Source organism: Pseudomonas sp. GOM7 (genome assembly GCF_026723825.1).
Taxonomy (GTDB): Bacteria; Pseudomonadota; Gammaproteobacteria; order Pseudomonadales; family Pseudomonadaceae; genus Aquipseudomonas.
This window is the reverse complement of sequence record NZ_CP113519.1, coordinates 73,453-92,817: the sequence shown is the minus strand read 5'-3', so window position 1 is coordinate 92,817 and position 19,365 is coordinate 73,453. Positions and strand designations below refer to the sequence as shown.

General features: G+C 62.9%; 18 protein-coding genes. 7 read left to right on the top strand and 11 right to left on the bottom strand.

What is annotated here, in order from left to right:
* Positions 1-503: 503 nt before the first annotated feature.
* Positions 504-1,490 carry a lysozyme inhibitor LprI family protein gene (locus OU800_RS00425; RefSeq protein WP_268180277.1) on the top strand — a complete coding sequence of 329 codons (987 nt, stop codon included), beginning with the start codon at positions 504-506 and terminating at the stop codon, positions 1,488-1,490.
* Positions 1,491-1,653: 163 nt separating this feature from the next.
* Here OU800_RS00425 and OU800_RS00420 read toward each other — a convergent pair whose 3' ends face one another.
* From OU800_RS00420 to purE, 5 genes are all read right to left on the bottom strand, one after another.
* Positions 1,654-2,124 carry an FAD/FMN-containing dehydrogenase gene (locus OU800_RS00420; protein ID WP_268180275.1) on the bottom strand — a complete coding sequence of 157 codons (471 nt, stop codon included), beginning with the start codon at positions 2,122-2,124 and terminating at the stop codon, positions 1,654-1,656.
* Positions 2,125-2,154: 30 nt separating this feature from the next.
* Positions 2,155-2,688, bottom strand: coding sequence for a DUF3299 domain-containing protein (locus OU800_RS00415; protein WP_268180273.1), 534 nt, complete (start codon positions 2,686-2,688; stop codon positions 2,155-2,157).
* 67 nt (positions 2,689-2,755) lie between these two features.
* Entirely contained in the window at positions 2,756-3,001 is a 246-nt protein-coding gene (locus OU800_RS00410; RefSeq protein ID WP_268180271.1) for a GlsB/YeaQ/YmgE family stress response membrane protein, read from the bottom strand.
* A gap of 197 nt (positions 3,002-3,198) precedes the next feature.
* Complete coding sequence (locus OU800_RS00405) at positions 3,199-4,284, bottom strand: 5-(carboxyamino)imidazole ribonucleotide synthase (RefSeq protein ID WP_268180269.1); 1,086 nt, start codon at positions 4,282-4,284, stop codon at positions 3,199-3,201.
* A 147-nt stretch (positions 4,285-4,431) separates the two neighbouring features.
* Complete coding sequence (gene purE / locus OU800_RS00400; RefSeq protein ID WP_268180267.1) at positions 4,432-4,923, bottom strand: 5-(carboxyamino)imidazole ribonucleotide mutase; 492 nt, start codon at positions 4,921-4,923, stop codon at positions 4,432-4,434.
* Between the two features lie 302 nt (positions 4,924-5,225).
* Here purE and adhP point away from each other — a divergent pair, with 302 nt between their 5' ends.
* From adhP to OU800_RS00385, 3 genes are all read left to right on the top strand, one after another.
* The gene (gene adhP / locus OU800_RS00395; RefSeq protein ID WP_268180265.1) at positions 5,226-6,248 is read left to right on the top strand and encodes an alcohol dehydrogenase AdhP; all 1,023 of its coding nucleotides are present in this window, start codon (positions 5,226-5,228) and stop codon (positions 6,246-6,248) included.
* Positions 6,249-6,374: 126 nt separating this feature from the next.
* On the top strand, positions 6,375-7,169 hold the full coding sequence (locus OU800_RS00390) for a hypothetical protein (RefSeq protein ID WP_268180263.1): 795 nt from the start codon (positions 6,375-6,377) through the stop codon (positions 7,167-7,169).
* An 81-nt stretch (positions 7,170-7,250) separates the two neighbouring features.
* Complete coding sequence (locus OU800_RS00385; protein WP_268180262.1) at positions 7,251-8,243, top strand: AraC family transcriptional regulator; 993 nt, start codon at positions 7,251-7,253, stop codon at positions 8,241-8,243.
* Between the two features lie 75 nt (positions 8,244-8,318).
* Here OU800_RS00385 and OU800_RS00380 read toward each other — a convergent pair whose 3' ends face one another.
* From OU800_RS00380 to OU800_RS00360, 5 genes are read right to left on the bottom strand one after another with little or no spacing between them, the layout of a single operon-like run.
* Complete coding sequence (locus OU800_RS00380) at positions 8,319-10,355, bottom strand: LTA synthase family protein (protein ID WP_268180260.1); 2,037 nt, start codon at positions 10,353-10,355, stop codon at positions 8,319-8,321.
* The gene (locus tag OU800_RS00375) at positions 10,352-10,942 is read right to left on the bottom strand and encodes a hypothetical protein (protein ID WP_268180258.1); all 591 of its coding nucleotides are present in this window, start codon (positions 10,940-10,942) and stop codon (positions 10,352-10,354) included. Before OU800_RS00375 ends, OU800_RS00380 begins: the two co-directional genes overlap by 4 nt.
* Positions 10,935-12,215: a sialidase family protein gene (locus OU800_RS00370; RefSeq protein WP_268180256.1), complete on the bottom strand. Its 1,281-nt coding sequence runs from the start codon at positions 12,213-12,215 to the stop codon at positions 10,935-10,937. Before OU800_RS00370 ends, OU800_RS00375 begins: the two co-directional genes overlap by 8 nt.
* A gap of 10 nt (positions 12,216-12,225) precedes the next feature.
* The gene (locus OU800_RS00365) at positions 12,226-12,528 is read right to left on the bottom strand and encodes a PepSY domain-containing protein (protein WP_268180254.1); all 303 of its coding nucleotides are present in this window, start codon (positions 12,526-12,528) and stop codon (positions 12,226-12,228) included.
* Between the two features lie 54 nt (positions 12,529-12,582).
* Positions 12,583-12,852, bottom strand: coding sequence for a PepSY domain-containing protein (locus OU800_RS00360; RefSeq protein ID WP_268180252.1), 270 nt, complete (start codon positions 12,850-12,852; stop codon positions 12,583-12,585).
* Between the two features lie 211 nt (positions 12,853-13,063).
* Here OU800_RS00360 and OU800_RS00355 point away from each other — a divergent pair, with 211 nt between their 5' ends.
* The 3 genes from OU800_RS00355 (at position 13,064) to OU800_RS00345 (ending at position 18,520) form a co-directional block, all read left to right on the top strand.
* Entirely contained in the window at positions 13,064-14,092 is a 1,029-nt protein-coding gene (locus OU800_RS00355) for a histone deacetylase family protein (protein WP_268180250.1), read from the top strand.
* A 124-nt stretch (positions 14,093-14,216) separates the two neighbouring features.
* Positions 14,217-15,311 carry a polyamine ABC transporter substrate-binding protein gene (locus OU800_RS00350; RefSeq protein ID WP_268180248.1) on the top strand — a complete coding sequence of 365 codons (1,095 nt, stop codon included), beginning with the start codon at positions 14,217-14,219 and terminating at the stop codon, positions 15,309-15,311.
* Between the two features lie 353 nt (positions 15,312-15,664).
* On the top strand, positions 15,665-18,520 hold the full coding sequence (locus tag OU800_RS00345; protein ID WP_268180246.1) for a M48 family metallopeptidase: 2,856 nt from the start codon (positions 15,665-15,667) through the stop codon (positions 18,518-18,520).
* 224 nt (positions 18,521-18,744) lie between these two features.
* On the opposite strand, the gene OU800_RS00340 is transcribed toward OU800_RS00345, so the two are convergent.
* Complete coding sequence (locus OU800_RS00340) at positions 18,745-19,248, bottom strand: DUF2127 domain-containing protein (protein WP_268180244.1); 504 nt, start codon at positions 19,246-19,248, stop codon at positions 18,745-18,747.
* Between the last annotated feature and the right edge of the window lie 117 nt (positions 19,249-19,365).

Below are 19,365 nucleotides of genomic sequence, written 5' to 3'. Positions count from 1 at the left end.
TCTCGACTGCTGCACGATGCGCCCCCCCTTTAATGCTTGTAACCACCGAGCAGATAGCAAGAGAGACAAGTGACCTGTTCTATGATGGCAGCATTAACGTCGACATCACCGGCGGCGGAAAAGCTGATAGCTCTTTGAACTTCTCATATTCAAAAATTGGCCCTACCTCCACATGTCCAGAGACAGAAAAATGCAAGCCTATAACCAAGTCTGTTCTCACGGCTTATCTTGATCTCGGAAAATCTAGAATCCATATAAATTTCATGTGCGACTCGATAGGTTTATATGACGAGACATCTCACGGCATGAGAGATATTTTTTGCGGGCCAAATACTCGCCTAACGTGGAATGGCAAAAACTACGTCCAATCCGAGAGCAAACCATAAAGGCGAAGGAAAACGGAAAGAGTAGCAAAATGAAGGAAGATCTAATCCCATAAACTTACTCCAACGCTTAAACTAGCTGGTGAAGGGATCGTAGACATGACAATCAAGGATTGACAAATGAAAAAATTTTCGGTGACTTTTGCAAGCACGGCTTTCTATCTATTCGTCACATACACTCCAGCCAATGCCGCTAGCTTTTATTGTGATCACAGAATTGATAACGATATTGATAAAGCCATCTGCGCAAGCAATCAGCTTTCAGAGCTAGATGAGCTCTTGTACGATGTGTATAAAACAAGCATTGAACACCCAGACGGCAGCTATGATGTAGATAGCCTCAAACAAGAGCAACGTCATTGGGTGCGGGATAGCCGTAATAAATGCCGAAAAGCCAAATCCATTGCAGACTGTCTTGTGCCTATCTATGAGTCTCGCATTGACGAACTATTGCTGAAAGGCCCTGTTCCAGCAGACCGTAAACTGCGAATATCGCACGCATCTGGGCATTACGATTTCCAGCTTGAGTTTGTAAACATCAAATCAGCAGATGAGGGGGCTGATCGCTTTGGCCGTGTTGCTGTATATGAAAAAGGATCCATAAAACCCTTGCAATATATACCCATGAAGCAGCTATATATCGCCGTTGATGAGGAAAATCAGATCCTAACAAATAACGCCGAAATGTATGGCATGCAAGGAACCATTAACGTGAGCGATTTCAACTTCGATGGCGAAGAGGATGTGGCGATTCGTAATGGAAACAATGGCTCTTATGGCGGCCCCAGCTATGACGTATTTCTTTTCTCAAAAAAACAGTCAAAGTTCATTAAGAGCCTTGCTCTGAGTGAGCTCATTGAATCGACGCTTGGCATGTTCGATATTCACCCGGATAAGCGACGGCTATCAACCTGGGAAAAGAGCGGTTGCTGCTGGCACCAATATACGGAATACGAGTTGCGAAAGAATATACCCGTTGCGGTATACCGCATGACAGAAGAGCCTGAAACAGTCGACGCCGATGATTTCATGTTCGTACAAACTCACGAGGCCTTGAGGAATGGTAAATGGGAAACCATCAAAATTGATCGAGTTCCGCCTGAGTGAATAGCCAGTTCTCCAAGGCAAACAATCATGCAGGCGTGGGATGCTGCTGCCTTATACCTTGCCTCCGACAACCGTGAGCAGAAGTTGTATTTGGCTACCGCGTTGGCCCTGCTTCGAGAGCAGGGCGCAACGCAGAGCGATCAGATGCTGACGCAGTTAGTTCTTACGCTGCCGGCACTGAATCCAATGCCTGCTGCAAAGCCCCTGCCTCCTTGAATACCTTCTGCTCCACCAACTTCCCATCCTCCAACTGCAGCCACAGCACCTCACCTTCGCCAGCCTGATAACGCGGGGCGATGCGGGCGTCGCGGTCGAGGAGGATGCGGTAGTTGTAGTCGCGCATCTTCGGCAGGGCGAAGAGGGTGGCGATGATGCTGGGCATGCGGCTGATATCGGCGAGAAAGACCGTCTGGCGCGCTTCCAGATAACCTTTGGGCTTGCCTTCAAGCGCGGCGTCGACCAGCTTGGCGCCGTCCATGTCGCGGGCGACCAGCAGGATGTGGGTCTTGTCGTTCAGGGTGTAGGGCGCCTCGAACTGATCCAGTAGCGTCCAGGGCGCCAGGCGTTCGCCGGGCTCCAGGGCCAGTGCAGCGGTGGACAGCAGGCACAGCAACATCAAGACAACAGCTTTCATGCTGGAACTCCTAGCAGGGATAAGCAGGGGTTAGAGGTCTTCGTCGGTTACCAGGCGCACTTCGCTGGCATCCAGGGCGTATGCAGCGTCGGCCAGGTCATTGCTGATCTTTTCCACCTTGAGCGTGCCGCTGACCCAGATGGGCGCGTAGATGTCGTCGAGCACGATGCCCTTGGGGTAGCGCACCAGCACCAGTTGGTTGGGCGGCGGTGGCGGCACGTGGATGCAGGCGCCGGGGTAGGGCACGAGGAAGAACAGGGTGCTGTTGCCTTTCTCGTCGTTTTCCAGCGGTACGGGGTAGCCGCCCAGGCGGATGGCTTTGCCATCCAGCGCGGCGACGGTCTTGGCCGAGTACATAACCGCCGGCAGGTTCTTGTCCTGCTGGCGCAGGCCGCCCTTGCTGTAGAAGGTGCTGTCCCCTTCGGGGGTATCATGGCTGATCTCGGGCATCTCTTCGAGGGCCTTGCGGTCATCCGGGGGCATGAGGTCGAGCCAGTCGGTTTCCGGCAGTTCGGCGCGGGCCAGGCCGGTGAATAGCAGTAGAACGAGCAGCAGGTGGCGCATGGTGTGGGGGATCTCGTGGCGGCGGTAAGCGAGAGCCGGCGTACCGGCTCCTGCGCAGGAGGGCAGGTCAGCCCTTCTTGATCGCGCCGTAGATTACCAGCAGAACGATGGCGCCGATCACCGCGCCGATGAAACCAGCAGCCTGCCCGGCCTGGTAGATGCCCAGTGCCTGGTCGCCATAGGTGGCGGCGATGGAACCGCCGATGCCGAGCAGGATGGTCATGATCCAGCCCATGCTGTCATCGCCGGGTTTGAGAAAGCGTGCGACCAGACCGACGATCAGCCCGATGAAAATGGTGCCGATAATGCTCATAGGCGTGTCTCCTTGATGAAGCCGCGGCTGCGGCAGGCCATGCATGGGACAGGCAGCAGGGGCTATCAGTTCGCTTCATCGGCTGGCAGGAGGCCATGACGTCGGTCGCCCGGAGCCAACAGCAGAGGCAACAGGGCGGGCAGATGCCTTATCGAGGGCTCTTGAACGATCGCCGTCGCTCAAGAGCCTGAGCCGGATCAGCCTTTGGCGATCAAGGCCTGCACGGCTTCGATGGCGACATCGAGACCGGCACGGTCGGCGCTGCGCAGCGTGGCATGGCCCACCTTGCGCCCGGCCTTGAAGGCCTTGCCGTAGTGATGCAGGTGGCAGTCGGCAATGGCGACGACCTGCTCCACCGGCGGCACTTCACCGATGAAGTTGAGCATGGCGCTTTCGCCCAGCTTGGCGGTGGAACCCAACGGCAGGCCGGCGACGGCACGCAGGTGGTTCTCGAACTGGCTGCATTCGGCGCCCTCGATGGTCCAGTGCCCGGAGTTGTGCACGCGCGGGGCGATCTCGTTGGCCTTGAGGCCGCCATCCACCTCGAAGAACTCGAAGGCCAGCACGCCGACGTAATCGAGCCTGTCCAGCACACGGCAGACGTAATCCTCGGCCAGCGCCTGCAGCGGGTGCTCGGTGCTGGCGATGGACAGGGCGAGGATGCCGCTGTCGTGGGAGTTGTGCACCAGTGGGTAGAAACGCGTTTCGCCATCGCGGGCGCGCACGGCGATCAGCGACACCTCGCCGCTGAAGGGTACGAAGCCTTCGAGGATGCATGGCACGCTGCCCAGTTCAGCGAAGGCGCCAGTGACGTCTTCCAGCTTGCGCAGCACTTTCTGGCCCTTGCCGTCATAGCCCAGGGTGCGGGTCTTCATCACCGCCGGCAGGCCGATGCTGGCGACTGCCGCGTCGAGGTCGGCCTGCGACTGGATATCGGCGAACTCCGGCGTGGGGATGCCCAGCTCGCGGAACATGGACTTCTCGAACCAGCGATCGCGGGCGATGCGCAGCGCCTCGGCGCTCGGATAGACCGGCACGAACTGCGAGAGGAAGGCCACGGTTTCCGCCGGCACGCTCTCGAACTCGAAGGTGACAAGATCCACCTCGTCGGCTAGCTGGCGTAGGTGATCCTGGTCGCCGTAGTCGGCGCGGATATGCTCGCCGAGTGCCTGGGCGCAGGCGTCCGGCGCCGGGTCGAGGAAGGCGAAGCTCATGCCCAGCGGGGTGCCCGCCAGGGCCATCATGCGGCCCAACTGGCCGCCACCGATCACACCGATTTTCATAACAAAGCCCCTTTTCAGCAGGTGGCGAGACCAAGCAGTTGAGCGCTGCCCGCAGCGCAGGAAGCGGAGTTTACGCCGGTAAATGAGCATTCCGAGCAGCGAACAGCGTTCAAATGCGCCGTGTCGCAGCCCCTGATGGAATGGACTTCAGGCCTCGCGCGGATCCGGATTGTTCAGCACGGTCTCGGTCTGTTCCTGGCGGAACTGCTTGAGCGCGGCATGGAACTGCGGGTGTTGATGGCCGAGGATGCTGGCGGCAAGTAGGGCGGCGTTGGCCGCGCCGGCCTTGCCGATGGCCAGGGTGGCGACCGGCACGCCAGCGGGCATCTGCACGATCGACAGCAGCGAGTCGACGCCCGAGAGCATGGACGACTGCACCGGCACGCCGAGTACCGGCAGATGAGTCTTGGCCGCACACATGCCCGGCAGGTGGGCCGCGCCACCGGCACCGGCGATGATCACCTGAATGCCACGGGCCTCGGCCTCTTCGGCGTACTGGAACAGCAAATCCGGGGTGCGGTGGGCGGACACCACCTTGACCTCGTGGGGGATGCCCAGCCGGTCCAGCATTTCGGCGGTGTGGCTAAGGGTGGACCAATCGGACTTGGAGCCCATGATCACGCCAACCAGTGCGCTCATCGTCGTGCCTCTTCATCTCGGGCGCCATGCGGCGCGTCATAGGTGTGCCCAGCAGGGCGCGTCAAAAACCAACAAGCCACGCGGGCAGGCCAGCGTGGCTTGTGATGATTCGGTTGGCCGGGCGTTGCCGGCCGAAGGCCGCGCAGTATAACGCAAAGGCGCGATGGGCGGGCATTGCCCATGACCGTTTGTCACGCCAACGGCAGCGCGCCGGGAAATCACTCAAACCTTGCTCTGGAGCAATGTCGACGAGTACCAGGCGCGCACACTGGCCAGACACTCGCATGCAAGAGGAACAGCGCATGAACCAGACCATGAAAGCCGCCGTCGTCCACGCCTTCGGGCAGCCGCTGCGTATCGAGGAGGTGAAGACGCCGCTGCCAGGCCCAGGGCAGATTCTGGTGAAGATCGAAGCGTCAGGCGTGTGCCATACCGACCTGCACGCCGCCGAGGGCGACTGGCCGGTGAAACCCAGCTTGCCATTCATTCCCGGCCATGAGGGGGTCGGCTACGTGGCGGCGGTCGGCAGCGGCGTGACCCGTGTGAAGGAAGGCGACCGGGTCGGCGTGCCCTGGCTGTACAGCGCCTGCGGCTGCTGCGAACACTGCCTGACCGGCTGGGAAACACTTTGCGAAAGCCAGCAGAACACTGGCTATTCGATCAACGGCGGCTATGCCGAATACGTGCTGGCCGACCCCAACTATGTCGGCATTCTGCCGAAGAACGTCGAGTTCCTGGAAATCGCACCGATCCTTTGCGCAGGGGTGACGGTGTACAAGGGGCTCAAGGAAACCAAGGCCCGACCCGGCCAGTGGGTGGCGATCTCCGGTATCGGCGGCCTCGGCCACGTGGCCGTGCAGTACGCCCGCGCCATGGGCCTGCATGTCATCGCAGTGGATGTCGATGACGCCAAGCTGGAGCTGGCACGCAAGCTCGGCGCCAGCCTGACCATCAATGCGCGCAAGGAGAACCCGGCCGAGGTGGTGCAACGGGATATCGGCGGTGCTCATGGCGTGCTGGTCACGGCGGTATCCAACGCGGCCTTCGGCCAGGCCATCGGCATGGCGCGTCGCCACGGCACGGTGGCCCTGGTCGGCCTGCCGCCGGGTGACTTCCCCACGCCGATCTTCGATGTGGTGCTCAAGGCCATCCACATCACCGGCTCCATCGTCGGTACCCGTGCCGACCTGCAGGAAGCGCTGGATTTCGCCGATGAGGGTCTGGTCAAGGCCACGGTGCACAGCGACAGCCTGGACAACATCAACGGCATCTTCGATCAGATGCGCCAAGGCCAGATCGAAGGGCGCGTGGTGTTGAGCTTCTGACGCTTGCGGGGAAAGCGCCAAGGATTGGCACTTCTCCTACAAACCGGACGAGGACGAGCGCACAGAATGCCGGCAGACGGTTGCCTATACTGAGTGCCCCCTCATCCGTACAAGGACGTGCCACTCATGAAACATGCGTTACCGTTTTTCGCCCTTGCGCTGCTCTCCCTCCAGGTAAGCGCTCTCGAACTGGCCAAACATCCGCAGGTATTCGATGCCGGCAAAGGCGTCAGCCTGGCCCTGGCCCCCACCGCCGACGGCAAGCAGGCCCTAGTGCAGGTGCGTGGTATCAACCATCCGCTCGATGAAGTGGTGTTCCTCACCGAGGTGCAGGAACTGGGTAACGAGCAACGCGATTACGGTATCCGCCTCGACGGTCGCGACTACAACCTGCTGAACAAGCGTCGCGCCTGGGGTGGCGAAAGCTACCAGCTCAACCTGCCCGATACCCAGGGCTTCGAGCTCAGCTATGACGAGGAAAAGTCCAAGGCGCTCAAGCCTGCCGACCTGCTCGCCCTCTATGAAAAACAGGAAAAGGACGGCGTACAGGCTCGCCTGGCGGCCTTTGACCGCAAGCAGCGTGTGGCCGATTACAGTGCCCGCCTGCAAGAGATGGACAGCGAAGCGTCCAAGGCCTGCGGCACCCCATTAGCGACCCAGGTTGACTGGAGCGCGCTCAGCGACGAACAACTGATCGGCCTCAGCGTACCGAGCTTCTGCGGCGAGGTGGTCAATCAGATGGCCTACCTGTGCGAAAAGGACGATCGCTACAAGGCCGAAGCCAAGACTCTGAAGGGTGTCGACTGCCGCTTCGGCGAACGGCTGAAGCTTCACGAGAAGGACGGCCGGCTGCAGCTCACCACCCATGCCGATGAAGCCAACCAGGGCGACTTCATCAACGCCATTCTGCGTAACCGCTGAGCAGTTGCTGACAGCCTGAAGCCCATAAGTGGCGGCATGTTTCTTGCGTTCTTTTGCTGACCCACGCAAACGGAACGCATCATGTTGCATGCCCCGCTGACGACCCTGCATGTGGTTTTTCTGATCCTGCAACGTTTCGCCGACCAGCCCGAGCTGCGCCCGCAGTTGCTGGCCGGGAGCGGAATTGGTGCGGCCGATCTGGACAATGCCGACGCACGCATCACCCGAGTGCAGGAGCTGCAGGTATGTGCCAACGCCCTGGCCCTGCGCGCCGATCTGGGGCTGGAGCTGGGACGCAGCCTGCACGTTTCCTCCTATGGGCTGCTGGGTTACGCCGCGCTGTCGGCTGATACCCTTGGTGACGCCTTGCGCCTGCTGCTGCAATACCCGGCATTGCTCGGTACCTACTTCCGCCTGGAGCTGTTGGTGGACGACGATCTGGCCTGGATACGCGCCAGCGACTATCGCGACCGTGCGGCGCTGGAAGCTTTCAACGTAGAGATGTGCCTGGCGTCGATGAAGCTCACCTGCGATGAGTTGCTCGGCCAGCCCTTGCCCGTCAGCCAGGCGTGCTTTCGCCACCCGCGCCCAGGCTATGCCGCGCGCTACGCCGATAGCTTTCCCTGTACGCTGGTCTTCGCCGCCAGCGCCAACGCCTTCGCCTTCCCCGCGGCGCTTCTGGAACGCCGCCTGCCGCTGGCCGACAGCGTCACCCATGGCGCCATGATCGAGCGTTGCCGTCGCCAGAACGCCGAGTTCAGCAGTCGCCAGGCCTGGCTGGAGCGAGTGCGCCAGTTGCTCGCCGCACAACTGGCTGAGCCACCGGGGCTGGAGAACCTGGCGCAGCAGATGCACTGCTCGCCGCGCACCCTGCGCCGCCATCTGCAGGAGCTGGACACCAGCTACCAGGGCCTGCTCGACGAGCTGCGCTTCGAGCGCGCCAAGGCATTGCTCAGCGAAGAGCAATGGCCGGTGTACCGCATCGCCGAGGTACTCGGCTTCAGCGAGACGGCCAGCTTCCGCCATGCCTTTCAGCGCTGGAGTGGCGTAGCGCCGAGTCGCTTTCGCGCGTAGGGCTGGTGCGCATGGCGCACCCTACGAGCCGGCACGGCGCATGCCTTTGTAGGGTGCGCCGCGCGCACCGGCCCCTTACTCCTCCACCTGCACGTTGCGATACATCTGCAAGCGCGCCGCTTCGTGCAAACCGCGGCTGAGTCCCAACAAACGGTTGAATTCCTCGGGGTGGCGTTCGGCGACGTTGTCGCGCGGTGTTGGCGAGCGCAGGTCGTGCAGGGTCGGCGAGCTGCCGTCGTGCTGCATCTGCACGAGAAAATCTCGGGTCACCGCGCCGATCACCGGGAAAGTGCCTTCCTGCAGCACCAGCGGTACCACGCGCTCGCCTTCCGGCGCTGGCAGTTGCAGGTCGCGGCCGAGACCGCCGTTGTCGAAGGGCACGCCGACCAGGCCGGCCACCGTCGGCAGCAGATCGGCCAGGCCCACGGCTTCGTCGAATTCGCGCGGCGCCAGCCATTTCGGCGCGTGGATCAGCAGCGGTACGTTGTTGCTCTCCAGCCCCAGTTGCTCGAAGGCCGGCGCCATGTGCGGGATCTGGCTGATGCGGGTGTTGTGGTCGCCGAAGAAGACGAAAATGCTGTCGTCGTAAAAACCCTGCTCCTTGGCCAGCTCCATCAGACGGCCGATGTTGAAGTCCAGCAGGCGCACCGCGTTGTACTGCTCGACGCTGCGCGAGCCGGCCTGCTGCACCTGTTCCAGCGGCAGGTCGAGTGGCTCGAAACCGTCGTTGTCCTTGGGGATGGTGAAAGGGCGGTGGTTGCCAGAGGTCTGCAGGTAGGCGAAGAACGGCTTGTCCTTGGGCAGGGCGCCGAGGATGCGCGTGCTTTCCTTGAAGAAATCTAGGTCGGAGATACCCCACACATCCACCTGCGGCGACTGCCAGTGGCGCTCCTCGTAGAGCTGCACGCCGTCGATGCTCTGGCGGATCAGCGCGTTGATGTTGGCCCAGCCGGCGTTGCCGCCGATCATGTAGAACTTCTCATAGCCGTCGAGCGCATTGATCAGCGTGCGCTGGCGGGCGATCAGCGGATTGCGCGTGGCGGTCTCCTGGCGCGATACGTCGGGGATGCCGGTGATGCTCGCCCACACCGTCTTGGCGGTGCCGGTGACCGGCACGTAGAAGTGACGGAAGAACCAGCTTTGCTGGGCCAAGCGATCCAGATTCGGCGTCGGGTTCAGCGGGTTGCCGTAGGCGCCCACGGCGCTGGTGCCGAGGGATTCGAGCATGACGAAAATCACGTTGGGCGGGCGCTCGGCCTGGATGCGGTGTGCCTGCACCGGCTGGTGACGGAAGAAGTTCAGCCCCTGCGCATCGCGTTCGCTGACGCCCAGGTAATCGGCAACCACCGCGTAGTGTTCGCGCGTGGCGGCCTCGTCGAAGGCGGCGGGTTCGAGCTTGAGGGTGTCGAAGAGAAACAGCGCCGGGTTGAGGCCGAGCGCGCCGATCTGGCTGTTGCCGCTGTAGAAGGCGTCGCTCCAGCGCAGCGGCACCGGGTTTTCCAGGTTCAGCGCGCTGGCGCGGCCGAGCAGACCGAAGAACACCAGCACGCCCACCACTGCCGCACCACCGATTGCCGGCAATACGCCGACTCGCTGCGCTTGCGGTCGATCCAGGGTAACGCGCTCCAGGCGCAGCAGCGCCCAGGCCCACAGCGCCACACCGGCCAGCCAAGCCAGGGTTATCCACAGCACGGGGTAGGTCTGCCAGAGCATGCCGGCGGAGATCTGCGCATCGCCGGAAAAGCGCAGCACCGTGGCGTTGAGGCGCACGCCCAGATAGGCGTAGTGGCCGAAATCGATGATGTACAACAGGCCCAGCGCCGCCACGGCCAACACCAGGTAACCACGCAGCAGCCAGCGCACGGCGCGAAAACGCGCCAGGCGCAGCCTGGGCAAGGCCAGCAGAAGCCCTGCCGGCAGCATCAACAGCAGGGCCAGGCGCAGATCGAAGCGCAGGCCGATGCCGAGGGTGGGTAGCACGTCCGGGTCGCTGACGCTGTCGACGGCAGAAAAGCCCAGTACAAACAGCCCGCGCAGGGCGGCAAAGAGGAGGAACAGCAGCGCCGTCAGGCCTGCCAGGTAATGCAGGCGGCGGGATTTCAGCCAGCTCATGCGAGGTTCCTTGTCGGACGGCCCAACAGCCAGCGTCCGCCTGCGATCAGCAGCGCGCCGAGGCTGTAGAGGGCCAGGTAGGGGTCGATCAGGTAGTCCCAATAGTTTGCCGAGGCCCCCAGGCGCAGGGCGAAGGCCAGGGTCGCCAGTACCAGTGCCACGGCGCCGAGCCAACTGCGCTGGACGATCAGCACCGCGCACAGCAGGCCCAGCACCAGCAGCATCGGCCGCGGCTCGAAGCCGAGCTGGTAGGGGTCGGCATAACTCAGGCCCAGCGCCGCCGGGTAGAGCAGCACGGCCAGGCCGGCGAACAGTGCCAGGCTGGCCAGGCGATCACGGGCGCCGGCAGGAGGCACGCCGAAGCGGCACAGGGTCGCCCAGCCGAGCAGCACCAGGCTGGCCACCGACAGGTCACCGATATAGGTGCGCAGATGCAGCGCCAGACTGATGCCCTGCACTGACACCAGGCTGAGCAACAGGCAACCCGCCAACAGGATGCTGCGTTGTGTCGTATTGCGCGTCAGACGCGTGAAGATCAGGAAAACCAGCAGGGCGAAGGCCAGGTGCGGCAGCCAGAAGTCAGTCATGCGGGCGGCGCTCCGACAGCCAGGCCTCGTTGAAGGCCAGGTGCTTGATGAACATGTCGTTCCACGAGTAGACCAGGTGGTAGGTACCCTCGCGGTCGCGGGTGAAGTAGGGGTACTCGTAGTCGAAGGTGCAGCCATCGGCACTGCACATGCGCGCCGTCACCCGTTCGAGAAAGCGCGCCTGCTGCTCGGGCCTGCCGCCGCTGGCACGGAATTTCTCGCCGACCACGGCGGGAAATTCGTCGCGCGGGATCGGCTCGCCCCAGGGGTTGGGCGTCTCGTCCAGTTCGCCCAGGGTGCGCCAGTTGCCCAGCTTGGCGTCGGTGGCGTAGAGGGTCAGGCGGAAACGCCCGTCCTCCAGATCGTTCATCGCCACCAGCAGGCTGCCGTCGGGGCGACCGACCGCCGCCAGGGACGAGTTGGGGTTGCTCGGCTCGACCGGCTGCGGCCGGCTCCAGCTACGCCCGGCGTCCTCGCTGTAGCTGGCCAGCACACGGTGATGCGCTTCGCCGGCATAGCGCAGCAAGGCCACGGCGCGGCGCTCGTCCAGCGGCACCACGGTGGGTTGCAAGGAGTAGCGACCCTTGCCGATGCGGTACTTGCCCAGCACCTCACCCTTCGCGCTCAGGTGCAGATACTCGGGAAACTTGCCGAGGAACTCGTGGTACACCGGCAGGCCGATGCTGCCGTCGGCATGGAACACCGGCGCGGCGCGCACCAGGGTGCTGATGTTGAGAAAGGGGCTGGCGACCAGTTGGCGGGGCGCCGACCAGGTTTCACCGAGGTCATCGGAGACCATGGCGTTGACCGCACTGCCAGCCCAGCCGCCGAGCGACACCGAGACGTAGAACAGCCACAGGCGGTTGTCCGGTGCCAGACTGATCACCGGATTGCCCAGCTTGCGAATGTGCTTGCCGACCGCGCGTTGGGTGGCTTCACGGGTGGCCAGCACGCGCTCGGCGCTCCACTGACCGCTGGTGGCATCGAAGCGCGCGGCGCGGATTTGCACGTCCGCGGCGCCTTCACGTGTGCCGGCGAACCAGGCCGCCATCAGGTCGCCGCCGGGCAGACCGGTGATCGAGGCGGAGTGGACGAAATCTTCCAGATCGGAGGAGGCGAAGTGCGCGGCCAGAGCCGGAGCTGTGTCGGTCGTCGGCTGCGCCGGCTGGCTGGCGAAGGGTGCCAGCACATGGGGCGCGGCGCTGAGCCAGGCGCAGACGAACACCGTGGCTGCACCCAGTAGCGGGGTGCAGGTCTTGAAGGTCGAGATCATGGTCGGTGGCTCAGGGATGTCTTGGCGATTCCAGGGATGACCTGGCGACTTCTTCTACTGGGCGGGCGTCGACCGGGTCGTAGTAGATCTCCAGCTTGCGGCCGTCACGGTCGAAGCCATAGATCTCGTAGCAGTGGCCGGGGGTAATGCGGAACTTGGTGATCTGCACGCCCTGGCGTTTCATCTGCTCGCGAAATTGCGACTCGGGCATCCAGGCGCTGCGGTCGGGGCGGGCGCAGTCGGCATCTGCCAGTAGCGGCGTGGCACCCAGCAGGAGCAGGCTGCCCAGAGTGGCTCGGGCTAAAAGAGGCATGGCAGGTTCTCTTCAGGGAAGCGCCAGCCCTCAGGGCTGGCACCAGGATTGAGATCAGTCTTCGATCTCGGTCTTCACCGCCTTGCCGCTGACCGGGTCGTGGTAGATCTCAACCTTGCGGCCTTCCTTGTCGAAACCGTAGATCTCGTAGCAGTTGCCTTCGGTAACCTTGAACTTGTTGATCTTGTAGCCATCGGCCACGAGCTTGGCCTGGAACTGCTCGGGGTCTTGCCAGGTGGAGCGGTCGGCTGTGGTGCATTCGGTCTTGGCGAAGGCCGGGGCGGCGCAGGCCAGCAGGGCGGAAACGAGCAATAGACGACGCATGGTGAGCTCCTGAGAGGTGTCGGAGCCGCCACCTTCGGCGCGCTGGCTTAACGAAAACTTAAGGCTCACACCCCGTTACATCTTGCCGGCGAGCATCCCTGTGCCCGTGCAACTTGGCCATTTCGATCCCCTTTTGGCCATTAGCAGCGTTCTCCAGCACGGCGCGACGAACGAACAATGCAGGCATAACAACGAGCCTGGAGCGCTTTGCATGCTCACTTACTACAGTGACGACCATCACCTGCACCACGGCAAATGCGAGCTGATCGACGGGCAACTGCTGCCCTGCTTCGAGATGCCGCAACGCGCCGACCATATCCTCGCCCGCGTCAAGCAGCGCCAACTCGGCGAAGTTCGCGCGCCCAAGGATTTCGGCCTGGAGCCCATCGAGCGCATCCACAGCAAGGCCTACCTGGAGTTCTTCCAGGGTGCCTGGGCGCGCTGGCAGGCGCAGGGCGGCAAGGGTGACCTGCTGCCCTTCACTTGGCCGGCGCGCACCCTGCGACGGATGATCCCCAACGACCTGCACGGCCAGCTCGGCTACTACAGCTTCGACGGCGGCGCCCCGATCACCGCCGGCACCTGGCAGGCCGCCTATAGTGCTGCGCAGGTGGCGCTCAGCGCCCAGGCCGAGATCGCCCACGGCGCCCACAGCGCCTTCGCCCTGTGCCGGCCGCCAGGCCACCACGCCGCTGGCGACGTGATGGGCGGCTATTGCTACCTGAACAATGCCGCCATAGCCGCCCAGGCCTTCCTCGATCAGGGCCGCAAAAAGGTGGCCATCCTCGATGTCGACTACCACCACGGCAACGGCACCCAGGACATCTTCTACCAGCGCAGCGACGTGCTGTTCGCCTCGATCCACGGCGACCCGGCCGAGGAGTTCCCATTCTTCCTCGGCTACGCCGACGAACTGGGCGAGGGCGCCGGCGAGGGCTACAACTTCAATTACCCACTGCCCATGGGCAGCACCTGGGAAACCTGGAGCGCGGCACTGGAGCAGGCCTGCCAGCGCATCGCCGACTACGGCGCCGAGGTGCTGGTGGTATCGCTGGGCGTGGACACCTACATGGAAGACCCGATCTCGCAGTTCAAGCTCGACAGCCCGGACTATCTGGCCATGGGCAAGCGCATCGCCGCGCTGGGCCTGCCGACGCTATTCATCATGGAAGGCGGCTATGCGGTGGAGGCCATCGGCGTCAACGCGGTGAACGTGCTGGAAGGGTTCGAGGGCGCGTAATTGGCGCTTTTCCATGCACCGGGCGTCAGACCTGGCATTGCAACGGTGGACGGATAAAGCGTCAGCTACGCGCCCGGTCCACCCTACCAAAAGACCAACAACGACACTTCAGGGGTGAGAAACGATGAAAGCCATCCAACAGATGCTCGGCGCCGCCTTGTGCGGCGCCACCCTGCTCAGCGGTGCGGTGCAGGCCAAGGAGCTGCGCGTGTACAACTGGGCTGACTACATCTTGCCATCCGTGCCCAAGGACTTTCAGAAGGAAACCGGTACCCAGATCACCTGGGACACCTTCGAGACCAACGAGGCGCTGGAGGCCAAGCTGCTCACCGGCAACTCCGGCTACGACCTGGTGATCCCCTCCAACCAGTTCCTCGAAACCCAGATCAAGGCCGGTGTGTTCGCCCCGCTGGACAAGTCGAAGATCCCCAACTGGAAGAACCTCGACCCAGCGCTGCTGAAGCTGCTGGAGAAGAACGACCCGGGCAACCAGTACGGCGTGCCCTACATGTACGGCACCGTACTGATCGGCTACAACCCGGACAAGGTCAAGGCGGCGCTGGGCGATGATGCCCCGGTCAATAGCTGGGATCTGGTGTTCAAGCCCGAGTACATGGAGAAGCTGAAATCCTGCGGCGTGGCCATGCTCGACTCGCCCAGCGAGATCATTCCCATCGCCCTGCACTACCTGGGACTCGACCCCAACAGCACCAACCCGGCCGACTATGAGAAGGTCACCGAGCTGCTGCTCAAGGTGCGCCCCTACGTCACCTACTTCCATTCCGCCAAGTACATGACCGATATCGCCAACGGCGACATCTGCGTGGCCATCGGTTACTCCGGCAGCTTCTACCAGTTCGCCAACCGCGCCAAGGAAGCTGGCAACGGGGTGAAGATCAACTGGCGCCTGCCCAAGGAGGGCGCGCCGATCTGGTTCGACACCTGGGCCATCCCCAAGAGCGCGCAGAACGTCGACGAGGCCCATGCCTTCATCAACTACCTGCTCGACCCGAAAGTGATCGCGCCGATCAGCGATTTTCTCGGCTACCCCAACCCCAACGTGCCGGGCATGAAGCTGGTGAGCAAGGAGATCGCCGCCGACCCTGATCTGACCCCAACGCCGGAGATGCAGAAATCACTGTACGTGGTGCAGCCTCTGCCACAGAAGATCGAACGCGTACGCACACGGGCGTGGACCTCGATCAAGTCGGGCAAATAACGCCCCTATAACGATGGAGCCCACGCTTTGCGTGGGCTCCATCGGTTGCGAGGCGCCGCGTCGTGCCTGGTGCTGCTGGCTGCTGGCTGCTGGCTGCTGTGACAATCGTGATGAACGCGGAGCGTCCTGGGCTGCGTTACCACACGGAGCGTGGGAGCAATCATGTGCCTTCGCGGGTGCGTTGGTCTTGACGACCGCACCCCAACCAACGAATAGACGCTGCAGAAATAGTGGCCATGTCACATTACTGCCGCTGGACTGGCGTCTCCAACTGATCGACACTCTGGCCCAGCGTTACCCCTGTGCAATGGAAGCCCTTGAAAGCTGTTAAAGCTTCGAGACGAGGACACGATATGGACAATCTCTATCCCGCCGGGCCCAGCGATGTGCCGGCAAACCTGACCCGCCCCAGCTCCCTCTACAAACGCCAGGCCTGGCTCGCCGTCGGCAGCCTGGCTTTGTTCGTCACACTGTACTTCGCCTTGGCCGGCTGGTTCGGCTGGACCGCCTGGCGCTTGATCAACAGCGGCCTGGCCGGTAGCGAAGAAGCCTTCGTGCATTTCCTGGTGGGTGGCTGCTCCGCCTTCCTCTGCGTGTTCATGCTCAAGGCCCTGCTCTTCGTCGAACGCGGCGGTGCGCCGAACCATGTCGAGCTGCGCCCCGAAGAGCAGCCACAGCTGTTCGCCTTTATCTACCGACTGGCCGACGAGGCCGGTGCACCACGGCCTCACCGCGTGTATCTCTCGGCGCGGGTCAATGCGGCGGTGTTCTATGACCTGTCGGTGGTCAACCTCCTGTTTCCCTCGCGCAAGAACCTGGAAATAGGCCTGCCCCTGGTCAACATCCTCACCCTGAGCGAATTCAAGGCCGTGCTGGCCCACGAGTTCGGCCATTTCGCCCAGCGCTCCATGGCCATCGGCAGTTGGGTCTATATCGCCCAGCAGATCGCCTCGCACATCATCAGCAAGCGTGACGCCCTGGACAAGTTGCTGCGCGTGCTGTCGAAGTTCGACCTGCGCATCGCCTGGATCGGCTGGCTGCTGTCGTTGATCGTCTGGTCGATCCGCTCGCTGCTCGACACCCTGTTCCGCCTGGTGGTGCTGGCGCAACGCGCGCTGTCGCGGCAGATGGAGTTCCAGGCCGACCTGGTGGCGGTCTCCCTGACCGGCAGCGACGAGCTGGTGCATGCCCTGCACAAGCTGCAAGCCGCCGACGAGGCCTGGGATCGCACCCTGGCGTTCGCCAACGCCGAATACCAGCAAGGCCGCTCGGTGCAGGATCTGTTCAGCATCCAGACCCAGGTGCTGGAAAGGGTCACGCAGATTCTCAATGACCCCAGCTACGGCAAGGTTCCGCCTCGCACCAGCAACGCGCCCGAGCAGCACCGCGTGTTCGTTTCCGGTTTCGCCCAACCGCCGCAGATGTGGTCGACCCACCCGGCCAACAGCGACCGCGAAGAAAATGCCAAGCGCCTGTACCTGCCCGCTCCGCACGACGAGCGCAGCGCCTGGGTGCTGTTCGACGAGCCGACGGCGCTGCGCCAGCGCCTGACCAGTGACTTCTTCCACGGCGCGCAGCTCGAGCCCGTCACCCTGGAAGAATCCCTGCGCAACCTGGCCGACCGCTACGACATGCTGCAATACGCCCCCGACTACCAGGGCGCCTACCTGGGCCGCAGCCTGACGCGCCATGCCGAACAGGCCGCCGAGCTCTATCAGGACTCGACGCCCATCACCGATCTGTACGGCGCGTTGCAGGCCCTCTATCCGCCCAGCCTCAGCCAGCAGCTCCACCAACTGCGCGCTCTGGAAGAAGAGCGCGGCATGCTGCAAGCGCTGCGCGACAAGGTCTACAAGGCCGCTGGTGGCAGCATCGTGTTTCGTGGCAGCAGCGTTGCCCGTCGCGACCTGCCGCGCCTGATCGAGCAGGTCAGCGAGGAGGCCGAAGCCCTGCGCCAGGAGATCCTAGGCCATGATCGACGCTGCCGGGCCACCCACCTGGCTATCGCCGAACGGTTCGGCAGCGGTTGGCCGGCCTACCTGATCGGCCTGATCGAAGTGCTGCACTATGCCGAACACAGCCTGGCCGACCTGCGCGATGCGCAGGGCCTGCTCGCCAATGTCACCGCCGTGGTGCTGGCCGACGGCAAGGTCAGCTCCCGCGAGCTCAAGCGCCTGTTGCAGACGGCCAATGCGCTGCATCGGGTGATGGCGGCCATCCACGAAGACAAACAGCTCGTGGTGCTCGATGAGCCGCTGCTGAAGCGGCTGGGCATCGACTCCTGGGCGGCCTCGCTCGAGGACTTCACCCTGCCGCAGGCGAGCACCGACAACGTCAACGAATGGATGCAGGTGATCGATGGCTGGGGCAATAGCCTCGCCGCCCAGCTATCCGGCCTGTGCAGCGCCACCCTGGAGCAGTTGCTGCACAGCGAAGCCGAACTGGCTCGCCACCTGCGGCAGAACAGCCAGCCCGAGGCGGCACCGACACCGGCTCGCCACCCACAACGCTACGCCGTGCTCCTGCCCGGCCAGGAGCGCAAGCGCCAGTTGAAGCTGGACTGGTGGGATCGCTTCCAGATTGCCGATGGTGCCTTCGCCACCAGCATGCGCCTGCTGGTGGCAGCGCTGATCGTCGGTGCTGTGCTCGGCTTCGGCAGCCTGACCGGCGTGGACACCAAAGTCGCGGTGTACAACGGCCTGGGCACCAGCGTGCAGGTACGTATTGGCAAGCAGAGCGCGGTGGTCGGGCCCTACTCGTCCACCGAGTTCAAGACCGAGTTCACCCCCAACACCCAGGTGAGCGCTCGTACCCTCGATGGTCAGTTGATCGAAACCTTCAAGCCCAGCCTGGGCAACCCGGGGCTGCATTACGTCTACAACGTCGCCGGCGCCAGCCCGCTGGTTGCCTGGACGGCCTCATACGGCAATGCCGCCGAGGAAGAGCCACGCTTTCTCGGCGCGCCGCGCTGGCTCGACGCCCGTGCCGACTTCTTCTTCACCGACCCGCCCGAGTCCATCAGCAGCAAGAGCGGTGGCGCCACGCGCCATATCATCAGTGGCATGGGCGACAGCACACCCGAGGAGGTTCTCAAGCTGGTCGGCAACGAAGCACAGGCGCAACAGATCATCCAGGCCCATGTACGCTGGGATGCACCGGACGCGACCCATGCCAACCTCTGGAAAGCCTATGCCGGCAAGACGCCTTGATTGCGAAGCCGACGGAGCGCTGTAGGAGCGAAGAAGGCGCCTAGCCTAATGCCAGTCAGTTAAGGCTGTACGCGTTTGGCTCCCCTCTCCCGTTTACGGGAGAGGGGCTGGGGGAGAGGGGACTGATCGTAGCCAGTCGGCGCTTAACTGATCGGCATTAGGCGCCTAACCTTCATTCGCGATCACGGTCGCCCACGTTGCCCCCTGTCGCGAATGAATTTCTCCTACAGGATCTTGCGCGGCTCGTTGGCCTGAGCTCCAGATGCCTTTGCCGCGCCATGCTGCACCAGCAGTACGCGGGCCATGTAGCCGACCACGATGACATTGAGCACGAAGACGGCAACGCTCAGCAGGCTGGTATGAGCAACCATTTCATAGATCTCGAATGGCAAATAGATCGCCCCGCTGCCCAGGGCGAACCACTCGGTCCAGACCAGCCCCCTCCACAGGCCATAGGCTTCGACCAGGCGAACGGCGGAATACGCCAGAGCGCCAAAGGCCAGCAGCGTCAGATCGACATTGGGTAGCGCGCTCACGGCCTGAATGAAAATGCCGGGCAGGTGACTGGCAGGGTTCAGATGCGCATGGCTGACCAGCGCCTCAGCCAACTGCTGCAGATTCCGCCCCGCCAGCTCATGCAGCCCAAGCGCGACCAGAAGTGAAGCAAGACCCTTGCAGGCCTCTATCGCGGCAATGACCCGAAGGCCGCTTCTCGTGGATGTCATCATCGACTCTTCAGTGTGTGCGCATCATTCATTACAGACCTTGTCTCGCCCTTTTGATAGCGGACTCCACTGCCGCCAGGGCCTGAGGGCTATTCTTCCAGCAGGTAGTTCTGAGCACGG